The following is a 20,760-nucleotide window of genomic DNA, read 5'->3' on the forward strand; positions in this document are numbered from 1 at the left end:
GTGACAAAATGGATATACAGAAAAAAATGATTGATGCAATTCAAAATGGTGACTTGGAAGGCATCCAAAATCTTCTCGAAGATTTTAAAATACAGGTAGACCCAGACATTCAGTATGAAGTAGTAGGTTTCCTTATGAACTTCGGCTTTTTAGAAGAAGCTGATGAATTATTAGAACATTTACTGTACTTGTTCCCAGATGAAGCACAACTTAAAATTGATCGTGCTACATTATTAATGGAGCGAGAACAGGAAGATCAAGCATTAAATTTATTAATGTCGATTAACCATGATGCACCAGAGTATCCTCAAGTTCTATTGGCTTTAGCTGATTATTATCAAATGCAAGGGTTATATGAAGTTTCAGAACAGCGTATAAATGAAGCATTAGAATTATTACCAGATGAACTATTGTTACATTTTGCAAAAGCAGAATTATTAATGGAAATGGGACGTTTTACTGAAGCTGCTCGCATATATCATGAATTATACGAAGAACAAACTGAAATAGCGGGAGTACGGTTAGTAGAGCGATTAGCAGAAGTACATCGTGCAGGTGCAGCATTTGAAGAGGCTTTGACTTTTTATATAAAAGCACTTGAGGAAAATACATCACCTGATTTACTATTTGGCGCAGCATATTCTGCATTTCAATCACAAATGTATGAAACAACCATCCGATATGCTGAAGATTTAAAAACATTAGATCCTGATTATTTCTCTGCATATCTACTGTTAGCACAAAGTTATGCAATGCTTGAGAACAATATAAAAGCTCTTGAAGTAATCAAAGAAGGTATAACTCGTGATGAATACGATAAAGAGCTATATTTATTTGCAGGGAAAATGGCTCTTAAAAACAGCCTACCTAAAGAAGCTGAACATTATTTGCGACAAGCAATAGCATTAGACAGTGAATATATGGAAGCAATCATTACGCTTGTTTCAATCCTTTCGAAAGAAGAAAGAGACGAAGAAATTGTTGAGTTAATAGAACAACTGGAACAAGAAAGTTTTGACTGGTCTACTTTATCTGCATTCGCTGCGATATCATATGACCGATTAGAAAATTATGAACGTGCATACGATTTTTATCAGTTAGCATATAATGATCATAAGGAAGATCCATTGTTCCTTGAAAAATATGCTTATTTCTTAATTGAAGATGGTAAACGCAAAGAAGCACAGGTAGTAGTCAATCAGTTAATCACATTGCAACCAGATGAACCGACTTGGCAAGACCTTTTACAAACGTTCGAATGAGAGGAGGCTCATTTAATATGACCGCATCCGTTTCTGTCTTGGACAAAAAAGAATTTGTCCGCTGGTTTTTAAAAAAATACCAAATGAAACGACGTGAGTGTGTATGGATTTTAAATTATCTGCTTGGTCATGATGAATTATTGGAACATATTCATTTTGTGGAAGAAGCACATTACTGCCCACGAGCAATGGTCATGTCAACAACAGATTCATCGGGCATACCATTTCGCTTCTATCGAGGTAATATTATGACAGCAGATGCGGAAAAATCCTTCCATGATTTAAGGCTTCATCCTGATGAGGAAATGTTCATACAATTGAATTTCCCCAAAGTACCACCTAGTCGTGAATACTTAACTGTATTAGAAGAAAATCCATACATGCCTAACTATTTACAAATTAGCGAATCAGATCGCCAATTAGCAGAGGAAATTTTACAAGACAGTATGAAAACATTCCAAGAGGAAGCAATTCTAAAACAAATTGATGAAGCCCTTGATCAAAATGACAAAGAGAAGTTTTACAAGTTGTCTGCATTATTAAATGTTATAAAAAATGTGGAAAAATAAAAACTTCATCCATCATTGGATGAAGTTTTACTTTTAGGAGGAATTTGGATGTTTTGGACAAGCAAAGATATTGAGGAGTTTATTAAACAAAAAGAATTTATTGACACAGCTATAGTTCCATTAGTAATGATAGAAGGGACAAATTTAGGTATAAAACAGAGTGCTTCTGGGGCAGAATTCTTAATGTCACTTACTAATTTTATTGAGCTACAATTCAAAGGACGAATTGTTTTATCTCCTCCAATTACATATACCAAGTCAATGTCAAGAAAAGAATTAATCACTGCTATTCGTGATGAATTTATAGCTGCTGGTTTTAAATATACTTTCTTTGTTACATCAGACCATGAATGGAATATAATTGTGCCAGATTTCGACATAATCTGGTTGCCATCTATTCCATTAGGTGATATGGATCAGAAGGTTAGACAATCAGTCCTAAGTGATCAGTTAAGACAGGTAATACCTATGTTATCTTCAAAATGGTCAGAACAGTAACTTTTTCTTTCAATAAATGTTCACAAATCTGCATAAAACAGTTGAATGCGTTATTGACCTAACATTTTACATGATATATCATAGATATGTCCTAGTATTACTATTTTGTATAAGTTTGTCTGTTGGACTTACCTGAAGTTAGAGGGGGGAAAAGGATGAGTAACAATCGTGTCTCAAGACGTCAATTTTTGAACTACACATTAACAGGTGTTGGTGGTTTCATGGCAGCTGGTATGTTAATGCCAATGGCTCGCTTCGCAGTCGACCCAATTCTACAAAAGAAAGCAGGCGGCGGCTTCATACTTACTGATAAAAAAGTTTCGGAACTTTCTGAAACTCCTGTAAAAGTAGATTTTTCATTCGAACAAGTTGACGCTTGGTACAAATCAGATGTTACAAACACAGCGTGGGTTTATAAAAATGGCGATGAAATTATCGCACTTTCACCTGTATGTAAACATTTAGGTTGTACAGTTAACTGGAATGGTACTCCAGAATTTAAAGACCAATTCTATTGCCCATGTCATGGTGGCCGTTATGAGAAAAATGGTAAAAACGTGCCAGGTACACCACCACTTGGTCCACTAGATGAGTATGAAGTAAAAGAAAAAGACGGTCTAGTTATGATCGGAAAAGTAAGAGCAAACACTTTAGTATAATTGTAAGGGGGTACGACAACAGTGCTTAATAAAATCTATGATTGGGTCGATGAACGACTTGATATTACACCTATTTGGCGTGATATTGCCGACCATGAAGTTCCAGAGCACGTAAACCCTGCACATCATTTCTCTGCATTCGTATATTGTTTCGGAGGGTTAACGTTCTTCGTTACTGTTATTCAAATCTTATCAGGTATGTTCTTAACAATGTACTATGTACCAGATATTGAAAATGCATGGAAATCAGTTTACTACCTACAAAATGAGGTAGCATTCGGTGAAATCGTGCGTGGTATGCACCACTGGGGCGCTTCCCTCGTAATTGTTATGATGTTCCTTCATACATTACGTGTATTCTTTACAGGTTCTTATAAAAAACCTCGTGAATTAAACTGGATTGTTGGGGTTCTAATCTTCTGTGTAATGTTAGGCCTTGGCTTTACAGGTTACCTACTTCCTTGGGATATGAAAGCATTGTTTGCTACAAAAGTAGGTATTCAAATTGCAGCATCCGTACCATTCATTGGTGAAGCAATCAAAATATTATTAGCAGGTGATTCTACAATCATCGGTGCACAAACATTAACAAGATTCTTTGCGATTCATGTATTCTTCTTACCAGCTTGCTTACTTGCTTTGCTTGCTGCACACTTTGTCATGATTCGAAGACAAGGGATATCTGGCCCATTGTAGAACTTACAATCTAGCCATTAATATTTCCTTAAGGAGGGGACAAAATGCATAAAGGAAAAGGAATGAAATTCGTAGGAGATACGCGCGTTCCTCAGAAGGACAACAAAAACGTATATCCACCAGATTATTCCGAATATCCTGGCAAAACAGAACCATTCTGGCCAGACTTCTTATTAAAAGAATGGATGGTTGGTGCGGTATTCTTAGTTGGTTATTTAATTTTAACAGTTGCTCATCCATCTCCATTAGAAGGACAAGCAGATCCAACAAACACAGGTTATATTCCAATGCCGGACTGGTATTTCTTATTCTTATATCAATTACTTAAATATGAATATGCTTCAGGTCCTTATAATACTATCGGTGCAATCGTTGTTCCAGCTATTGCAATTGGAGCATTAATGTTAGCACCATTCTTGGATAGAGGTCCAGAACGTAAACCAATTAAACGCCCGCTTCCAGTAGCATTTATGTTATTAGCACTTGCTTCTATGGTATTCTTAACTTGGGAATCAGTTGTAAATCATGACTGGGCTGCTGCTAAGAAACAAGGGCAAATCGTTAAAGCGGTTGAAATTAACCAAGAAGATCCAGGATACAAGGTATATGCTAAGCAATCTTGTATCAATTGTCATGGTGACAAACTTCAAGGTGGAGCAGGTCCTAATTTAACTAATACAGGCTTGTCTCCGGAAGAAATAGCTAAAATTGCTCATGAAGGTAAAGGCGGTATGCCAGCTGGGCAATACAAAGGATCAGATGAAGATCTTAAAAAATTAGCTACATTTATTTCAGGCTTAAAAGCTGAATAATAAATCGAAAGAAGAGTCAGGAGACTGGCTCTTTTTTTCTATCTTATTGTTAAATACTTATATATATAGTATGAAGAATCGTTTCATAATATATGTTAGATGCTCACACAATTTTGCGAATTACAGTAGTTAAGTGAAGGTGTCTACTCCGGTACTCTTGCCGAAAAAGGGCAGTTAAGACTTTCAGTGAACATTAGCGAGGGCACTGAAAAAGTAAAAAAATGAAAATCTATAATAAAAATCTGGTATAGCTATCTTTGTTGATGTGGAATTAGCGAAGACTCCTGCGGGAAAGCGAGAAAGATGAGACCCCGCAGTGAACGAAGTGAGCGAGGAGGCTCAACGCTCGCCCGCGGAAAGCGAAGCTAATTCCACATCATGTAGAAAACAGATTAATACTATCAATAATTGAGTTTAAACACTTTTTCAGTACCCCAAGCATTAGCGACTGGGCGGCTCGTCGATCAGTCGGCGGAAAAAGTGGAATAGGCACCGTAACGAGTTAGATAGTTGCTTTTGATGTTTTACCCCGATATTTAATATATAGCGTAAAACAACATAAAAAATATCAGCATTTTATTATACATATATATAGACGCACAATATTAAAAAAGGTTATAACATATTTAATAATAATTTTTTAAGGGGTTTGTGATGAATAATTTATTCTCATTTATTTGGAAGATATTATCGCATAAAGTTTTTCTTTGGATATTATTGATCGTCAATATTTTAGGGACAATCGGTGGGTATCTTTGGTATGGTGGGCAATTATCAATTACGGAACCTATTTTCTATATATTTGTTCCGGATAGTCCAACAGCAACTTTGTTTTTCTCTATTGCACTGATAGGTTGGATATTCGGTAAAAATTGGCGTCTAATAGAAGCATTGGCGCTCATTACATTAGTTAAATACGGTCTTTGGGCAGTAGTGATGAATCTATTAGCATTATTAGAGATGGGCTCTATTGGTTACCTTGGATGGATGCTTGTTATTTCCCATTTCGCGATGGCTGTACAAGCAATTTTATATATCCCAATGTATGATATTAAAATTACTCATGTTGCTCTTGCAGCAATTTGGACATTGCATAATGATGTAATTGACTATGTATTTGGTCAAATGCCTATTTATAGTATGCTTGCTCAGTATATGGCGGAGATTGGATATTTCACATTTTGGCTATCTATTGCTTGTATCACACTAGCATATTTTGTTTCACAAAAAAGGTTTTCATTTGCGACTCAAAATAATTACCTTTAAAATAAAATTAAGTTAGTAATAGGAGGTTGGTATTTTTGTCAGCAGCGATGTATATCATATATTTTCTTGTATTGATGTTGTTACCACTTTATGCTCAGCGTAAAGTGATGAAAACTTATCAACGTTATGCAGAAGTTCGTTCCACATCTGGTATGACAGGTGCAGAGGTTGCAAGAACTATTTTAGATAATAATGGGTTAAGTAATGTTCGAGTTGTAGAAACTTCAGGAGTTTTATCAGATCATTATGATCCCACTAGCCAAACAGTAGCACTATCTTCAAGTAATTACCATAATGCTTCAGTAGCTGGAACAGCGGTAGCAGCACATGAATGTGGTCACGCCATTCAACATAAGGAAGCTTACGCGTTCTTAACACTTCGTTCTAAATTAGTACCTGCAGCGAATATTTCATCAAATGCATCATGGATCTTTATTATGATCGGTATGATTGGTACAATAAAACCATTAATGCTTGTTGGTATTGTATTATTAGCAATCGGTGTACTATTCCAAATAGTAACTTTACCAGTCGAGTTTGATGCATCGAAACGAGCTCTTAACCAAGTTGTTAGTCTCGGTATCATTCGAAATGAAGAAGAACCTCACGCTAGAAAAGTATTAAGTGCAGCAGCATTGACATATGTAGCAGCCGCAGCAACAGCTGTTATGGAATTGTTACGCTTAGTGTTAATGTATACAGGTATGAATAACGATGAAGATTAGATTTTTCTAACATATAAAAGCCTCTATGATCAATAGCGTTGATCGTAGAGGTTTTTTGTTATGTGGGAATTTTTAGATCTATATAATGGGTTCTTTACATTTGAATAGGTATCTACATCAGTGAAGGTGAATGCATTCAACACTCTAATAGCTTTATAATTTATTCCAGTCCAAATAAAGATTCGGGAGGAAAAACAGGTAAAATAATAATGCATTTACTAAACATTTAATTGAAAGAAGCTCTCTGTACTGAAAATAAAGTACAGAGAGCTTCTATTATATAAGAGAGTCGTCCAATTAATTGGGGTTTTATTCATCTCTTATTATTTGATAATAAAAACCAATTCGCCGAATGGAATTTCATACTATTCAATTGGTTGTTTTTGATCATCTAGAGTAAATCCTTCACCACTTACATCATGGACTTCAGATAGAGATATGAAAGCATGGGGATCTACAGATAGTACAATACTTTTTAACTTAAACATTTCATTTTTTGCAACTACACAATAAATAACCTCACGATCTTCTTTCGTGTAATAACCATAGCCTCTCAAAAAGGTAACACCACGGTCCATTTGTTTTGCGATACGTTCTGCAATTTCATGGTTATTGTTTGAAATAATAATGGCTCCTCTTGCTGCATAGGCACCTTCTTGGACAAAATCAATTACTTGTGCAGTTACAAAGACACAGACTAGAGTATACATTACTGAACGAGCGTCTAGGAAGGTTATCCATGATAATAAAATGACAATTGCATCAAATATGAACATTGTCTTACCCATTGGCCAACCAAAGAATTTGTTGACAAGACGGGCAATGATATCTACTCCACCTGTTGTTCCACCTACACGGAAAATAATACCGAGACCTACACCAAGGAATACGCCTGCAAATAAAGAGACAAGGAACATATCATTGTGTAAATCAATATTAAACGTGTAAATTTGGAATATTTTCAAAAAAACAGATACGGAAACAGTGCCAATAATGGTATAGATAAAAGTTTTTTTACCTAGAATGCGCCACCCTATAATAAACATAGGTATATTTAAAACTAAGTTCAAAATAGCTGGATCCCACTGAAATAGGTTATATAAGATTAATGTGATACCGTTGAATCCGCCTTCACCTAAATGGTTTTGTATATTAAAATGAACAAAACCAAAACTAAAAATAGCAGCACCTAATATGATTAACAAAGTATTTTTAATTTTAATATTTGGCATACAAATTCACCCCAATTTTATGTTGTAGAGTATAATAACGATAAATGTGTAGAAAAATGAATGCATTTATCGAAATCATCAAGGATTAATGATACAGTAATAGTTAAAAGAGATTCCGTGTTTTTACATGGTTTGGGCATTTTTATTAACTTTACACAAGAATATATTATCATGTATTTTATGGGATTTGACAACTACTTCGTTGAAGGTTATATTCCTCCATTTGAGTTATAAGCACGATTAACAGAGGAATTAGGCGAATTATCTCGCGAAGTCCTAAATTTATATGGAACGATAAAGAAAAGCCGACAGAAGCTGTTAAATCTTTGGAAGAAGAGTTTGAATACATTTTATTTGTTTTAATTTGTTTTGCATACGGTAAAGATATTGATATGTCAAAAGCTTTACAAACTGTATTACTAAAATTTGAAACACGTGATCAAGATCGTTGGATTAGAAAGGAAGAAGAGTAATGACAATTCGAGTTGTAATTGCAGGGCCAAGAGGGAAAATGGGAAAAGAAGCAGTACACACAGTTATGAACGCTGAAAATATGGATTTAGTAGCAGTATTAGATCATAAAGATTTAGCGCCAAACTTAGCTCAATACGAACTATTTCCTGAACAATATGATGTACCTGTTTATACCGACTTACATACATTATTTGATGCAGTACAAGCAGATGTTTTTGTAGATTTAACAACACCTGTAGCAGGTTACGAGCATACGAAAACTGCACTTTTTGCAGGTGTTCGTCCTGTAATTGGAACAACAGGATTTACAGATGGTCAATTAGAAGAGATTAAGAATCTTGCAAAGACTTCAGAAGTAGGATGTATTATTGCACCTAATTTTGCCATTGGAGCCGTTTTAATGATGAAATTTGCCCAAATGGCCGCTGACTATTTCCCGGATATTGAAATTATCGAAATGCATCATGACAGAAAATTAGATGCCCCATCTGGAACAGCGGTAAAAACAGCACAATTGATGGCAGAAAATCGTCCTTCACATAAACAAGGACATCCAGAAGAGCATGAAACCATTGCGGGAGCAAGAGGCGCAGATTTTGATGGTATGCGAATCCATAGTGTACGATTACCAGGCCTTGTTGCACATCAACAAGTGCTATTTGGTGGTACTGGAGAGTTATTAACAGTACGTCACGATTCATTTGATCGAAAATCCTTTATGACTGGTGTAAAATTATCTATTGAAAAAGTAATGGATATAAAAGAATTAGTTTATGGTTTAGAAAACATTTTATAGAAGGTGAGTTTGATCCTTATGAAAATCGCATTAATTGCGCATGACAAGAAAAAAGATGATTTGGTGCAATTTGTGACAGCATATCGTGACATTCTAGCACAGCATGAGTTATTTGCTACAGGTACAACTGGACAAAGAGTAATTGATGCAACTGGCTTAGATGTGACGCGATTCCGTTCAGGTCCATTAGGCGGGGACCAACAAATTGGAAGTATGATTGCCAATAATGACATGGATATGGTCATTTTCTTCCGCGATCCATTAACTGCACAACCTCATGAACCAGATGTATCTGCATTAATCCGTTTAAGTGATGTTTATCAAATTCCATTGGCTACTAATATGGGCACGGCAGAAGTGTTATTAAAAGGATTACAAGAAGGATTTATCGATTGGCGTTTAATACAAGAACGCAGAAAATAGAAAGGGAGTGGTCGGATGAAAAAATTAAAAATCGGTATCACATGTTATCCGACCGTTGGAGGCTCTGGGGTTATGGCAACAGAGCTAGGTAAAATGTTGGCGGAAAGAGGTCACGAAATTCATTTCATTACTTCTAGTATGCCTTTTCGTTTAAATAAAATTTATCCAAATATTTTTTATCATGAAGTTCAAGTAAATAATTATTCCGTTTTTCAATATCCACCATACGATATTGCACTAGCGAGTAAAATGGCAGACGTGATTCAAAGTGAAGAGCTAGATGTATTGCATGTACATTATGCGATACCTCACGCGGTATGTGCAGCATTAGCACGTGATATGTCTGGACAAAATATTGGAATTGTCACTACTTTACATGGAACAGATATAACAGTTTTAGGATATGACTCTTCCTTAACAAGTGCAATTCGATATGGTATTGAAAAGTCAGATATAGTAACAGCGGTATCCGACTCATTGAAACAACAGACATATGATCTAATCGAAACAGCAAAACCGATTGAAACCATTTATAATTTTGTAGATGAACGTGAATATACACCAAAAGATGGAACTCAGTTAAAAAAGGATTTTGACATACTAGAAAACGAAAAAGTGTTAATACATGTTTCAAACTTTAGAAAAGTAAAACACGTACCGGATATCATTCGAACATTTATAAAAGTACGTGAAACTATGCCTGCTAAATTATTATTAGTTGGCGATGGTCCAGAGAAAAATCAAATCATGCATGAAGTGAAAAAGTGTGAATTTGCTTCAGATATTTTATTTTTAGGTAAGCAAGAAAATCTATCGGAGCTTTATGCAATGAGTGACTTAAAGCTATTAATGTCTGAAAAAGAAGCATTCGGGCTAGTTTTGTTAGAAGCGATGGCGTGTGGAGTACCAGGGATTGGGACGAATATTGGTGGAATTCCCGAAGTAATCGAGCATGGTGAAAATGGTTATATTGTGGAACTCGGCGATTATGAGAAGGCCGCACAATTTGCAATTGAATTGCTACAAGATGACAAAAAGTTACAGCAATTTAGAGAATCAGCTATTTATACTGCAAATCATAGATTCCATTCATCCAATATTGTTGAACAATATGAAGCGCTTTATGAAAAGGTGGCACGAAAACATGATTGAGCAAAAGGCATGGAAGGCTGCTTTTGAAGTAATTGCTTCACTTGAGGAAAACGGCTATGAGGCATTCATAGTAGGTGGTGCTGTTCGTGATTCATTACGAGGTCACACAGCGAATGATGTTGATGTTGCGACAAATGCAGTACCGGAAGAAGTGAAGACAGTTTTTTCTAGAACTGCAGATGTAGGTATTTCTCACGGTACTGTGCTCGTTATTCATCCTCTAAGTCCTGTTGAAGTAACGACGTACCGTACAGAGGGTACTTATCAAGACCATCGTCGTCCTGATGAAGTATATTTTGTTTCATCTTTAGCAGAGGATTTAAAGAGAAGAGACTTTACTATCAATGCAATGGCGATGTCAGGAAAACAAGAAATTATCGATTTATTTGGTGGTAAAGAAGATTTACAAAATGGTGTAATTCGAGCTGTTGGACAACCATTAGAGCGATTTAAAGAGGATGCTTTACGTATGCTTCGAGCTATTCGCTTTAGTGCACAACTAGGTTTTCGTATCGAGGAATCAACATTTAAAGCTATTTCAAAACAAGCACAAGATATTCACTTTATTGCTAAAGAACGTATTAAAGCTGAATTTGACAAAATTTTTGTTAGTGAACATCCAATAAAAGCAATGCAAAATATTCAACAATCAGGTTTAGCTGAATTTTTGCCAGGTGACTATGATCAAATAGATCGTTGGAAGAAATTCAAAGCTTGTACAGATGCATGGAAAGGTTGGGCGTATTTCTGTCTACTCCAACCAAATCAAGACATTGAAATTATGCGAGCTTTTAAATGCTCTAACAACGAGAAAAAACAAGTACAAGATATTATCGATGCACATCAATTGTTAATTTCTAATGGTTGGACAAAGAAACAGTATTTTGAATTTGACTTAGTCGTATTAAAAACGGCTCATGAATTTGCAAACAATCTGGGAAAAAATCCTGTACAACCGGAATCGATGGAAAATATTGAACAGATTAAAATGAATTTAGCGATTCAAAAGAAAACAGATTTAGCGGTATCAGGACATGATTTAATTAAATGGAGTGGTCAAAAAAGCGGACCATGGTTAAAAGAATCTCTTGAAAAAATACTAACAGAAATTCTTGAAAATCGGCTGCTAAATGACCAACAACAAATAAAGGAATGGTTTTTAAGTGAACGTACCTATTAATTATGAACTAGTAAAGCGTTTATCTGCCGCGAATGGCAAACCAATTTCTGGTCAACAATTAGCAGATGATTTAAATATTTCAAGAACGGCAATATGGAAACATATGAAACAGTTAGAAGACGAAGGATATAAATTTGAATCCATTCGAAAAAAGGGGTACATCATGATTTCAACACCAGATACATTAGACCCTGCTAAAATAACGGCAGCACTTGAAACAGAGGAATTCGGGAAAAAAATTATTTATGAAAAAACCCTTACGTCTACTCAAACAATTGCGCACCAACAAGCACAAGAGGGTGCACCGAATGGAACAGTGGTTATTTGTGAGGAACAAACAGAAGGTAGGGGGCGCTTAATGCGTCCATGGAAATCACAAACGGGGAAAGGTATTTCTATGAGTATTATCTTGCGCCCCGATGTTCCGCCTTACCAAGCACCACAGTTTACCTTAGTAGGAGCTGTAGCGGTAACATGTGCTATCCGAGATGTGACAGGGGTACGTCCAGATATTAAATGGCCTAATGATTTATTGATTAAAGGCTTGAAATGTACAGGAATCCTAACCGAAATGCAAGCAGATCCAGATCGCGTAAATGCGATTATCATGGGAATTGGCATTAATGTGAATCATGAATATGAAGATTTTGATGATGAGATAGCAAATCTAGCAACATCATTAAAAATGACTACAGGTAAGCAGATTGATCGTGCTGAACTTGTTGCGAAGATTCTTTATTATTTAGAAAAGCTCAGCAATCAGTATATTGAAGAAGGTTTTGAAAATATTAAAGGATTATGGGAAGAATATTCTTGTACAATTGGCAGCCGAATTAAAGCGACAACTATACGTAATGTTTTTGTTGGAAAAGCAATCGGCATTACGAATGATGGTATTTTACAATTACAGCTTGACGATGGATCGATTGAAAACATTTATTCTGCAGATATTGAACTTCAAAAATAAATATTGTTTATCGTTTTAAATATTGATATAGTGTTATCACAGGACAGTATCCATTTGGAATTGTACCTCAATTAATCATTTTTAACACTATAACAAAAAATATCTGCCTTGATCTTTTTTAGACAGGGACGGAAGAAAACGATTTAATGTCAATGATTACACCACCCTTCTGTCCATTTTTAGACAGAGGGGTTTTCTTGTTTTCTTCCTCAAAAATGGAGGAGATAGAATGAAAAGTACAACTGAATTTCGAAAGATGAAAGAGCGTAACGAAAAAATAGTAATGTTAACAGCTTATGATTATCCTTCTGCGATGCTTGCTGAAAATGCTGGCGTTGATATGATTCTAGTTGGCGATTCGCTTGGAATGGTCGTTTTAGGCTATGATTCGACAGTTAAAGTAACATTGGATGATATGATTCATCATGGGAAAGCTACTAGAAGAGGCGCTCAGGATACTTTCATTGTTGTGGATATGCCATTTGGGAGCTACCATGGTGATGCTACAGAGGCACTAAAAAATGCAGTTCAATTATTTCAACAAACAGGTGCAAATGCTTTAAAAGTAGAAGGTGCTGGTCCTTTACTTAATTCCATTAAAACAATGATTTCAGCTGGTATACCAATTGTAGGTCATTTAGGATTGCAACCACAGTCTGCGGAGGTACTTGGTGGCTATAAAGTACAAGGAAAAACAGCTGAAACAGCAGAACAGTTATTAGAGGATGCATTAGCACTTGAAGAAGCAGGTGTTTGCGCAATTGTTTTAGAATGTGTACCTCATCAATTAGCTGGATTAGTATCGGCAAAATTGAATATTCCTATTATTGGAATTGGTGCAGGGCAAGAAGTTGACGGACAAGTATTAGTATTCCATGATGTGTTAGCATATGGGAACCATCATGTACCAAAATTCGTAAAAACTTTTGCGAAAGCGGGAACGGTTATAGAACAAGGGATTGCATCATACCTAGATGAAGTAAAACAAGGTTTATTCCCTACAACACAACATCAATTTTCAATGTCAGAAGACGTGCTTGATCAATTATATGGGGGCATTAAAAGATGAAAGTGATCACAACCATCAATGAACTTCAACAAGAGCTGGAAAAACATCGCGTATTAAATAAAAAAATTGCATTGGTTCCTACTATGGGCTATTTACATGAAGGACATATGACATTAGCGAAAGCTGCAAGACAAGAAAATGATCTTGTTGTGATGAGTGATTTTGTAAATCCAACACAATTTGGGCCAAATGAAGATTTTGAAAGTTATCCTAGAGATTTAGATAGGGATGAAAAAATCGCAACAGAAGTGGGTGTAGATTATTTATTTGCCCCAACCGTAGATGAAATGTATCCAGATGATGGAGGAATTCGAATTGAAGCAGGTCCAGCTTCTAAAATTCTTTGTGGCGCAACAAGACCAGGGCATTTTAACGGAGTTTTACAGGTAGTTTCAAAGCTATTTCATATCGTTCAACCGACGAATGCTTATTTTGGACAAAAAGATGCACAACAATTAGCATTAATCCAACTTATGGTTAGAGATTACAATTTTCCGGTAACAATTTGTAGCGTTCCAATTGTTCGAGAAGAGGATGGGCTTGCGAAAAGTTCTCGAAATGTCTTTTTAACAGATGCAGAAAGAGAGCAAGCACCCGTAATACAGCAAGCATTACAACAAGCAAAAGCTGATTTCCTAAAACATCATGATAAAGAACAAGCCATTCAAATTGCGATTACTATGATAGAAAATCAAACATCTGGACATGTTGATTATTTAGAATTACGTAGCTATCCAAATTTACAAGAGATACATCCTGAAACAAATCAGTTTTTACTTGCGACAGCAGTGTATTTTTCAAACGTAAGATTAATCGATAATATACTTTTTTCTAATGAGGAGATAAGATAATGCTAAAAATGATGATGACTTCGAAACTCCATCGTGCTACTGTAACACAAGCCGATCTGAATTATGTTGGTAGCATTACAATTGATGCTGATTTATTAGATACAGTTGGAATTTTGCCAAACGAAAAAGTTCAAATCGTCAATAACAATAATGGTGCACGATTTGAAACATATACGATTGCAGGTGAACGTGGCTCGGGCGTTATTTGCCTAAATGGAGCGGCTGCTCGATTAGTTCAGCCAGGTGATATAGTGATTATTATCGGTTATGGGTATATGACGGTAGAAGAGGCAAAAAATCATCAGCCTACTGTTGCAATCCTAGATGAAAATAATAAAATAAAGCAATTGATTAATTATGAACCTGAAGCAACTGTGATGATATAGTTGAATAAATGAAAGAAGCTTAGTGTCGTTCGGATACTAAGCTTTTTTATTTCTTTATTTAATTAAATCAAGATTATCAAAAAAAGTAGAAAAGTGGAGTTGAATCCCCGATACTCCGGCTGAAAAAACGATTGCCGAGACCTCAAAGAGAATATTTTCTGCAACGAAGCTAGCAAAGCAGGAGTAAGCACCTGAACTAGATCATTCATTACCAAACAATTTTGATAGGACTATTAAATTATTTATGGATGGTTTTGTGCTCAAATTACATGAAATTTTATTCTTGATAAATGATCTTTTCTCAAACTCAGCTATTCCTCTCAAAATATGATAAAATCTTCATTATAACAAGTACGGAAAGTTGTGAAGAAAAAATGGAAAGTCAAACTTACGCCATTGTCGATTTAGAAACAACGGGTCATTCCTCACAACAAGGAGACCGGATTATTCAAATCGCCGTAGTCTTGATGAAAGATTGGAGAGTTATCTCAACATACTCTTCTTTTGTGAATCCAGGTAAGAAAATACCTTACTTCATTCAAGATTTAACGCATATTACAGACAAAGATGTTCAAAATGCTCTTCCTTTTGAAGAACAAGCTGAGCAAATATATGAAATTCTGCAAGATACAGTTTTTGTTGCGCATAATACAGATTTTGACTTACCATTTCTACAGGCAGAATTTAAACGAGTAGGTTTACCGAAATGGTTCGGAAAACATATGGATACTGTTGAGTTATCGAAAATTCTTTTTCCGTCTGCATATAGTTTTAAATTACAAGATATCTCGATGGAACTAGGTATCCAATTAACAAATGCTCATCGTGCAGATGATGATGCATTAGCTACAGCTCATTTATTAAAAGCGTGTTGGGAAAAGCTTTTATCATTACCAAAAGCTACGATTGAGCAACTACATCAGAGATCATTTAACTTAAAATCCGATTTATCTCAACTGTTTTTAGATGCAATTCATATAAAAAGAAATCGGCCTAACGACACAGAAAGTCATTTATATTATCGTGATATTGCTTTAAGACAACCTAAAGTAACAGATAAAACAGATAGCGAAAATCTTTATTATCCTTCTACTTTTCAAGAAAAGGAAAAATTATTTGAAGCAGCATTCGATAGATTTGAAGTACGTCCAGACCAATTCAAAATGATGGATGCAGTGTGGCAATCACTCGTTACAAAACAAGAAATAATGACGGAAGCTTCGACTGGGATTGGCAAGACACTTGCTTATTTGATTCCATCTATTATTTATGCTAAAAAGAATCGTTGTACTGTGGGAATTAGTACGTATACCTCGCATTTATTGGATCAATTATTACAAGAAGAATTACCGAAAGCAGAAGCTATATTAAGAACTAAGGTTTCTATAGCTGTTGTGAAAGGTATGGAACACTATGTTGATGTTGACCGTTTTTGTGATCTTCTACAAGTAAGGGATGATTCTTATGATGAAAACTTTACGAAGATGCAAATGATTGTTTGGTTACAAGGTACAGAAACAGGTGATCTTGGTGAAATAACATTATCTGGAGGCGGACAGTATTTTATCGATAAAATTCGCCGAACTCAAACAACGGTTGAAACTCATCATAAGAATGCATTCGATTTCTATATGCAAGCACTTTCGTATTGTAAAGAAGCAGACTTAGTTATAACGAATCATGCAATGATATTAGCAGATCTAGGTAGGGAAAATCCTGTATTAAAGCACTTGAATGGTTGGATATTAGATGAAGGTCATCAATTTTTACAGGCAGCAACATTAAAAGACGAGAAGATTTTCTCCTATACACAATGGAAGTATTTATTTGGTCAAATAGGATCTGCGGAAACACATAACATTGAACATCCATTTTATCTTGGTATGAAAGAAGAAGATAAGATTCCTTTTAGACAATTAACAGCTTTAGAAGCACAATTTCAAGATATGGTTAATCTGTTTGATCGTGCAATTAATCAACTAATACAGAAGTTTCAATTACAAAAAAATAAAAGTCGACAACATAAGCAAAGTTTTTTATTATCAAACATCGAATTAACGCAACCTTTTAGTGAAGAATTTAGTCGTAAAATTACACACTGGCTAAAACTTGCTGATTCTATAACAACAACCTATTTGAGGTATCCAGATGAATTGTCAATAAAACATAAAGCAAATCTAACGGATTGGCAATATCAGCTAAGAGAACTAAAAATACGTTCTGCAGAATGGGATGCTATTTTCTTACGACACCAAGTAAACGATAGTGCTTGGCTGGAAATAGATACCAGAAGTTTACCAGGAAGTCTTCATATATATAAAAGACCGGTTCGAGTAGAAGATTCAGTTACGAATGTCTTACAATCTTTCCGTCATAAGACAGGGATTGTTTGGACTTCTGGTACATTGACAGTACCCAATGACATGCGTTTTATCGCGCAACAACTAGGATTATCAGATCATGTCCCTCTTTATCAATTTCAAGCACCAAAATCTTATTATGATGGTGCAAATGTATATATAGTGGATGATATGCCTGATATAAAGAAGGTAACACAGACCGCATATATTGAAGCAGTAGCAGAAGCCATCGTACAAACTGTAATAGCAACTGAAGGTCGATGTTTTGTATTATTTACAGCTCAAGATATGCTCCGTAAAACAGTCGAATTAATTCAAGAAACAGGTACATTAGACGACTATATGCTTTTTGCTCAAGGAATATCCTCAGGTAGCCGTATGCGTTTGTTGAAAATGTTTCAACGATTTGAACATTCTGTTTTGTTTGGCACGAATAGTTTTTGGGAAGGTGTAGATGTACCAGGTGATGCATTATCAGCTGTCATTGTTGTACGTTTACCATTTTCTTCACCAGAAGATCCGTTTTTTAAGGCAAGATCCGAGCGGTTAACAAGCAGAGGTTTGAATTCATTTTACAAGTTATCTTTACCAGAAGCTATTTTACGATTTAAACAAGGTTTTGGTAGATTAATCCGTTCTTCACATGATAAAGGAGTGTTTATAGTCCTTGATCGACGCATTGAAACGAAGTCATATGGACCGGAATTTATCAAGGCATTACCTGACATTCCAGTAAAAAAAGTATCACTTGAACATATGGTCTTCGAATTAGAAGATTGGTATAATAAAAAATAAAAGCGGAACGTATCAAGCCCTCGACTAGCGGTGGTAGACTCGAATTGAAAGCGTCTTATTAGCTTTCGACCGAGAGAGTGTTTCAAGAAAGATAACGTAAACCGTCGAGTCCTTCGACAAAAGCTATAGAGATGGTTCACTACATGTGAACCATCAAGGGGCTTGTGTTTGTAACTAGATAAGAATAAAAGCGGTAAAGGCTCGTTTATACGGGATAAACGAAACATAAGGTGATATAATGAAAAACTGGATAAAGTTCTTCTCTATTTTTTTACTAATATTATCATTAGTACTTATTGGTATAGTAGGGTGGAAATCTTTTGCACCGATTTACAGTACAGAAAAGACTGCAAAAGCGGCTGTTTTGCAAAATCAGCAGTTAAAATCGGTGAGTGATACTTATGTGTATCATGGTAAAGATTCATATGTAACGGTTATTGGTGAAGATAGTAGTGGTAAGGAAAAAGCTGTTTTTGTTCCACAAGATAATCGTAAAGAAAAGCCAACGGAAGTTTTCATGAAAGACGGAATTTCAAAAAAAGAAGCTGTTGCCGAAGCATCCAAAAACGGTGATGTGAAGAAGATTCTTCATACAAAACTTGGTATAGAAAAACCAGGAGTCGTGTGGGAGATTACTTATATTAATAAACAAGATAAACTCAATTATGTTTACATTATGTTCGATGATGGACGTTGGTGGAAACGAATTTCGAATTTATAAAATTTATAAGTATAATAAGGTTAGTCAATAACCTAACTTTAAAACTACTTACGAAATAACACCAGGCTAAGTAACATCGTTATGTCAGTTCTATCTTAAATTATATGAAATTTAACTAGTAATTTAACTCGTTTGTTTTATGTAAATAAGATTTATTTGAAATGGCAAAATTTTATGTTGGAATGATATTCTAATCATTTTACACGAAATTTATGGAAAACTTGTATATAATGGTGTTAAGAACTTATCAATTGCAGCTACTTATTTAAGAGTACATAGCAATTGAAATTAGCGGAACTCAAGATACCGTAGAACAAATGAGAGATACAAGGAATCGTGTTTAATTTATAAGTTTTACAAAAAATAATTTAAATTCTGTTTTTCCTTTTTTCGAGTGACATAGTTTATGAAATCTCATTGTCTAAAATAACTTGAATACACATTATTGGGCTACCTAATAGATGTTTGAAATACTGGAGGATAATATGAAAAAAATTACAATTCAAGATATGCCAAAACATGTCGGCGAAACTGTAAAAATTGGCGCTTGGTTAGCAAATAAGCGCTCAAGCGGTAAAATCGCATTCTTACAATTACGTGATGGATCAGGCTTTGTTCAAAGTGTTGTCGTAAAAGCAGATGTTTCAGAAGAGACTTTCTCTACTGCAAAATCAATTCATCAAGAAACTTCTCTATATATTGTAGGTGAAGTAACAGAAGATTCTCGTTCATCATTTGGTTATGAACTCCAAGTTAAAGAAATCGAAGTTATTTCGGAAGCTAATGATTATCCAATCACACCGAAAGAACATGGTGTCGAATTTTTAATGGATAATCGCCATTTATGGTTACGTTCTAAAAAACAACATGCTAATATGACAGTACGTAACGAAATTATTCGCGCAACTTATGAATTCTTTAACGACAATGGCTTCAAAAAAGTAGATCCACCAATCTTAACTGGTTCGGCTCCTGAAGGAACTTCTGAATTATTCCATACAAAGTATTTTGATCAAGATGCATTTCTTTCTCAATCTGGTCAACTTTACATGGAAGCAGCAGCTATGGCAATGGGGAAAGTATTCTCATTTGGTCCAACATTCCGTGCTGAAAAATCTAAAACTCGTCGTCACTTGATCGAATTCTGGATGATTGAACCAGAAATGGCATTTGTTGAACATGATGAATCTCTTGAAGTTCAAGAACAATTTGTATCATACATCGTTCAATCAGTTCTAAAAAATTGCAAATTAGAATTAGAAATACTTGGTCGTGATACGTCTAAACTTGAAAAAGTACAAGCTCCATTCCCACGTATTTCTTATGATGATGCGATTGAATTATTACATGAAAAAGGCTTTAATGATATTAAATGGGGAGAAGACTTCGGTGCGCCACATGAAACAGCAATTGCTGAACATTTTGACAAACCAGTTTTCATCACTTGCTACCCAGTAGGTATTAAACCATTCTACATGCAACCACATCCTGATCGAGATGATGTTGTTCTTTGTGCAGATTTAATCGCTCCTGAGGGATATGGTGAAATTATTGGTGGTTCTGAACGTATTTGGAACTATGATTTAATGAAAGAACGTATTGCAGCACATGGCCTAGATGAACAAGCATATGCATGGTATCTTGATTTACGTAAATATGGATCAGTGCCACACTCTGGCTTTGGTTTAGGACTAGAACGTACAGTTGCTTGGATTACAGGTGCAGAACATGTACGTGAAACAATTCCATTCCCACGTTTATTGAACAGAATTTATCCATAAGTACAAAAAAATATGTTATCTTTAAAACATTAACAAAAAACAAGAAGGATTGCTTAAGCAATTCTTCTTGTTCAATTTAAAATAAA

General features: G+C 35.2%; 20 protein-coding genes and 1 pseudogene. 20 read left to right on the forward strand and 1 reads right to left on the reverse strand.

The genetic code is table 11. The features are described from left to right. The first annotated feature begins 8 nt into the window (after positions 1 to 8). The 8 genes from ABE048_RS03535 to ABE048_RS03570 all read left to right on the forward strand — a co-directional run bounded on the left by ABE048_RS03535 (position 9) and on the right by ABE048_RS03570 (position 6,487). Positions 9 to 1,262: a tetratricopeptide repeat protein gene (locus tag ABE048_RS03535; protein WP_430309167.1), complete on the forward strand. Its 1,254-nt coding sequence runs from the start codon at positions 9 to 11 to the stop codon at positions 1,260 to 1,262. A 17-nt stretch (positions 1,263 to 1,279) separates the two neighbouring features. Next, on the forward strand, positions 1,280 to 1,831 hold the full coding sequence (locus tag ABE048_RS03540) for a ReoY family proteolytic degradation factor (RefSeq protein ID WP_102692508.1): 552 nt from the start codon (positions 1,280 to 1,282) through the stop codon (positions 1,829 to 1,831). A 48-nt stretch (positions 1,832 to 1,879) separates the two neighbouring features. Next, entirely contained in the window at positions 1,880 to 2,329 is a 450-nt protein-coding gene (locus ABE048_RS03545; RefSeq protein WP_430309168.1) for a DUF2487 family protein, read from the forward strand. Between the two features lie 155 nt (positions 2,330 to 2,484). Further along, complete coding sequence (locus ABE048_RS03550) at positions 2,485 to 2,988, forward strand: ubiquinol-cytochrome c reductase iron-sulfur subunit (RefSeq protein ID WP_430309169.1); 504 nt, start codon at positions 2,485 to 2,487, stop codon at positions 2,986 to 2,988. A gap of 21 nt (positions 2,989 to 3,009) precedes the next feature. After that, a complete protein-coding gene (gene qcrB / locus ABE048_RS03555) occupies positions 3,010 to 3,684 on the forward strand; it encodes a menaquinol-cytochrome c reductase cytochrome b subunit (RefSeq protein WP_430309170.1) in 675 nt (224 codons plus the stop codon). A 44-nt stretch (positions 3,685 to 3,728) separates the two neighbouring features. Further along, the gene (locus ABE048_RS03560; RefSeq protein ID WP_430309171.1) at positions 3,729 to 4,496 is read left to right on the forward strand and encodes a c-type cytochrome; all 768 of its coding nucleotides are present in this window, start codon (positions 3,729 to 3,731) and stop codon (positions 4,494 to 4,496) included. Between the two features lie 654 nt (positions 4,497 to 5,150). Further along, a complete protein-coding gene (locus ABE048_RS03565; RefSeq protein WP_430309172.1) occupies positions 5,151 to 5,762 on the forward strand; it encodes a DUF1405 domain-containing protein in 612 nt (203 codons plus the stop codon). A 47-nt stretch (positions 5,763 to 5,809) separates the two neighbouring features. Next, entirely contained in the window at positions 5,810 to 6,487 is a 678-nt protein-coding gene (locus ABE048_RS03570) for a zinc metallopeptidase (protein WP_430309232.1), read from the forward strand. A 365-nt stretch (positions 6,488 to 6,852) separates the two neighbouring features. Here the strand turns inward: ABE048_RS03570 and ABE048_RS03575 are convergent, their stop codons facing one another. Continuing rightward, a complete protein-coding gene (locus tag ABE048_RS03575) occupies positions 6,853 to 7,719 on the reverse strand; it encodes a YitT family protein (protein WP_430309173.1) in 867 nt (288 codons plus the stop codon). 171 nt (positions 7,720 to 7,890) lie between these two features. Between ABE048_RS03575 and ABE048_RS03580 the strand changes: the two are divergent. From ABE048_RS03580 to asnS, 12 genes and pseudogenes are all read left to right on the forward strand, one after another. Further along, a pseudogene (locus ABE048_RS03580) lies at positions 7,891 to 8,192 on the forward strand (MazG nucleotide pyrophosphohydrolase domain-containing protein). Beyond that, positions 8,192 to 8,989, forward strand: coding sequence for a 4-hydroxy-tetrahydrodipicolinate reductase (gene dapB / locus ABE048_RS03585; RefSeq protein ID WP_430309174.1), 798 nt, complete (start codon positions 8,192 to 8,194; stop codon positions 8,987 to 8,989). The pseudogene ABE048_RS03580 and the gene dapB overlap by 1 nt, the downstream one beginning before the upstream one ends. An 18-nt stretch (positions 8,990 to 9,007) precedes the next feature. Continuing rightward, positions 9,008 to 9,412: a methylglyoxal synthase gene (mgsA, locus tag ABE048_RS03590; RefSeq protein ID WP_430309176.1), complete on the forward strand. Its 405-nt coding sequence runs from the start codon at positions 9,008 to 9,010 to the stop codon at positions 9,410 to 9,412. Positions 9,413 to 9,427: 15 nt separating this feature from the next. Then, complete coding sequence (gene bshA, locus ABE048_RS03595) at positions 9,428 to 10,564, forward strand: N-acetyl-alpha-D-glucosaminyl L-malate synthase BshA (protein ID WP_430309178.1); 1,137 nt, start codon at positions 9,428 to 9,430, stop codon at positions 10,562 to 10,564. Further along, the gene (locus tag ABE048_RS03600) at positions 10,557 to 11,744 is read left to right on the forward strand and encodes a CCA tRNA nucleotidyltransferase (protein ID WP_430309179.1); all 1,188 of its coding nucleotides are present in this window, start codon (positions 10,557 to 10,559) and stop codon (positions 11,742 to 11,744) included. Before bshA ends, ABE048_RS03600 begins: the two co-directional genes overlap by 8 nt. Next, the gene (locus ABE048_RS03605) at positions 11,728 to 12,711 is read left to right on the forward strand and encodes a biotin--[acetyl-CoA-carboxylase] ligase (protein ID WP_430309181.1); all 984 of its coding nucleotides are present in this window, start codon (positions 11,728 to 11,730) and stop codon (positions 12,709 to 12,711) included. Before ABE048_RS03600 ends, ABE048_RS03605 begins: the two co-directional genes overlap by 17 nt. 229 nt (positions 12,712 to 12,940) lie before the next feature. Continuing rightward, entirely contained in the window at positions 12,941 to 13,780 is an 840-nt protein-coding gene (gene panB / locus ABE048_RS03610) for a 3-methyl-2-oxobutanoate hydroxymethyltransferase (protein WP_430309183.1), read from the forward strand. Next, on the forward strand, positions 13,777 to 14,631 hold the full coding sequence (gene panC, locus ABE048_RS03615) for a pantoate--beta-alanine ligase (RefSeq protein WP_430309185.1): 855 nt from the start codon (positions 13,777 to 13,779) through the stop codon (positions 14,629 to 14,631). Before panB ends, panC begins: the two co-directional genes overlap by 4 nt. Beyond that, positions 14,631 to 15,017 (forward strand): aspartate 1-decarboxylase, encoded by a 387-nt coding sequence (gene panD, locus ABE048_RS03620; protein WP_430309186.1) that lies wholly within the window; start codon positions 14,631 to 14,633, stop codon positions 15,015 to 15,017. Before panC ends, panD begins: the two co-directional genes overlap by 1 nt. A gap of 374 nt (positions 15,018 to 15,391) precedes the next feature. Further along, complete coding sequence (dinG, locus tag ABE048_RS03625) at positions 15,392 to 18,172, forward strand: ATP-dependent DNA helicase DinG (protein WP_430309187.1); 2,781 nt, start codon at positions 15,392 to 15,394, stop codon at positions 18,170 to 18,172. Between the two features lie 238 nt (positions 18,173 to 18,410). After that, entirely contained in the window at positions 18,411 to 18,893 is a 483-nt protein-coding gene (locus tag ABE048_RS03630; protein ID WP_430309189.1) for a DUF5590 domain-containing protein, read from the forward strand. 485 nt (positions 18,894 to 19,378) lie between these two features. After that, on the forward strand, positions 19,379 to 20,674 hold the full coding sequence (asnS, locus tag ABE048_RS03635; protein WP_430309190.1) for an asparagine--tRNA ligase: 1,296 nt from the start codon (positions 19,379 to 19,381) through the stop codon (positions 20,672 to 20,674). The last annotated feature ends 86 nt before the right edge of the window (positions 20,675 to 20,760 follow it).

Origin of the sequence: Rummeliibacillus pycnus, from assembly GCF_050459865.1 — a bacterium.
GTDB lineage: Bacteria > Bacillota > Bacilli > Bacillales_A > Planococcaceae > Rummeliibacillus > Rummeliibacillus pycnus_B.

What these genes read in the sequence shown, in the direction of transcription:
- panB (WP_430309183.1), top strand. Translation starts at nt 12,941, where the DNA reads ATGAAAAGTACAACTGAATTTCGAAAGATGAAAGAGCGTAACGAAAAA.
- ABE048_RS03600 (WP_430309179.1), top strand. Translation starts at nt 10,557, where the DNA reads ATGATTGAGCAAAAGGCATGGAAGGCTGCTTTTGAAGTAATTGCTTCA.
- ABE048_RS03545 (WP_430309168.1), top strand. Translation starts at nt 1,880, where the DNA reads ATGTTTTGGACAAGCAAAGATATTGAGGAGTTTATTAAACAAAAAGAA.
- mgsA (WP_430309176.1), top strand. Translation starts at nt 9,008, where the DNA reads ATGAAAATCGCATTAATTGCGCATGACAAGAAAAAAGATGATTTGGTG.
- ABE048_RS03535 (WP_430309167.1), top strand. Translation starts at nt 9, where the DNA reads ATGGATATACAGAAAAAAATGATTGATGCAATTCAAAATGGTGACTTG.
- ABE048_RS03560 (WP_430309171.1), top strand. Translation starts at nt 3,729, where the DNA reads ATGCATAAAGGAAAAGGAATGAAATTCGTAGGAGATACGCGCGTTCCT.
- bshA (WP_430309178.1), top strand. Translation starts at nt 9,428, where the DNA reads ATGAAAAAATTAAAAATCGGTATCACATGTTATCCGACCGTTGGAGGC.
- ABE048_RS03550 (WP_430309169.1), top strand. Translation starts at nt 2,485, where the DNA reads ATGAGTAACAATCGTGTCTCAAGACGTCAATTTTTGAACTACACATTA.
- ABE048_RS03575 (WP_430309173.1), bottom strand. Translation starts at nt 7,719, where the DNA reads ATGCCAAATATTAAAATTAAAAATACTTTGTTAATCATATTAGGTGCT.
- dinG (WP_430309187.1), top strand. Translation starts at nt 15,392, where the DNA reads ATGGAAAGTCAAACTTACGCCATTGTCGATTTAGAAACAACGGGTCAT.
- panC (WP_430309185.1), top strand. Translation starts at nt 13,777, where the DNA reads ATGAAAGTGATCACAACCATCAATGAACTTCAACAAGAGCTGGAAAAA.
- ABE048_RS03565 (WP_430309172.1), top strand. Translation starts at nt 5,151, where the DNA reads ATGAATAATTTATTCTCATTTATTTGGAAGATATTATCGCATAAAGTT.
- ABE048_RS03570 (WP_430309232.1), top strand. Translation starts at nt 5,810, where the DNA reads ATGTATATCATATATTTTCTTGTATTGATGTTGTTACCACTTTATGCT.
- asnS (WP_430309190.1), top strand. Translation starts at nt 19,379, where the DNA reads ATGAAAAAAATTACAATTCAAGATATGCCAAAACATGTCGGCGAAACT.
- ABE048_RS03630 (WP_430309189.1), top strand. Translation starts at nt 18,411, where the DNA reads ATGAAAAACTGGATAAAGTTCTTCTCTATTTTTTTACTAATATTATCA.
- panD (WP_430309186.1), top strand. Translation starts at nt 14,631, where the DNA reads ATGCTAAAAATGATGATGACTTCGAAACTCCATCGTGCTACTGTAACA.
- dapB (WP_430309174.1), top strand. Translation starts at nt 8,192, where the DNA reads ATGACAATTCGAGTTGTAATTGCAGGGCCAAGAGGGAAAATGGGAAAA.
- ABE048_RS03540 (WP_102692508.1), top strand. Translation starts at nt 1,280, where the DNA reads ATGACCGCATCCGTTTCTGTCTTGGACAAAAAAGAATTTGTCCGCTGG.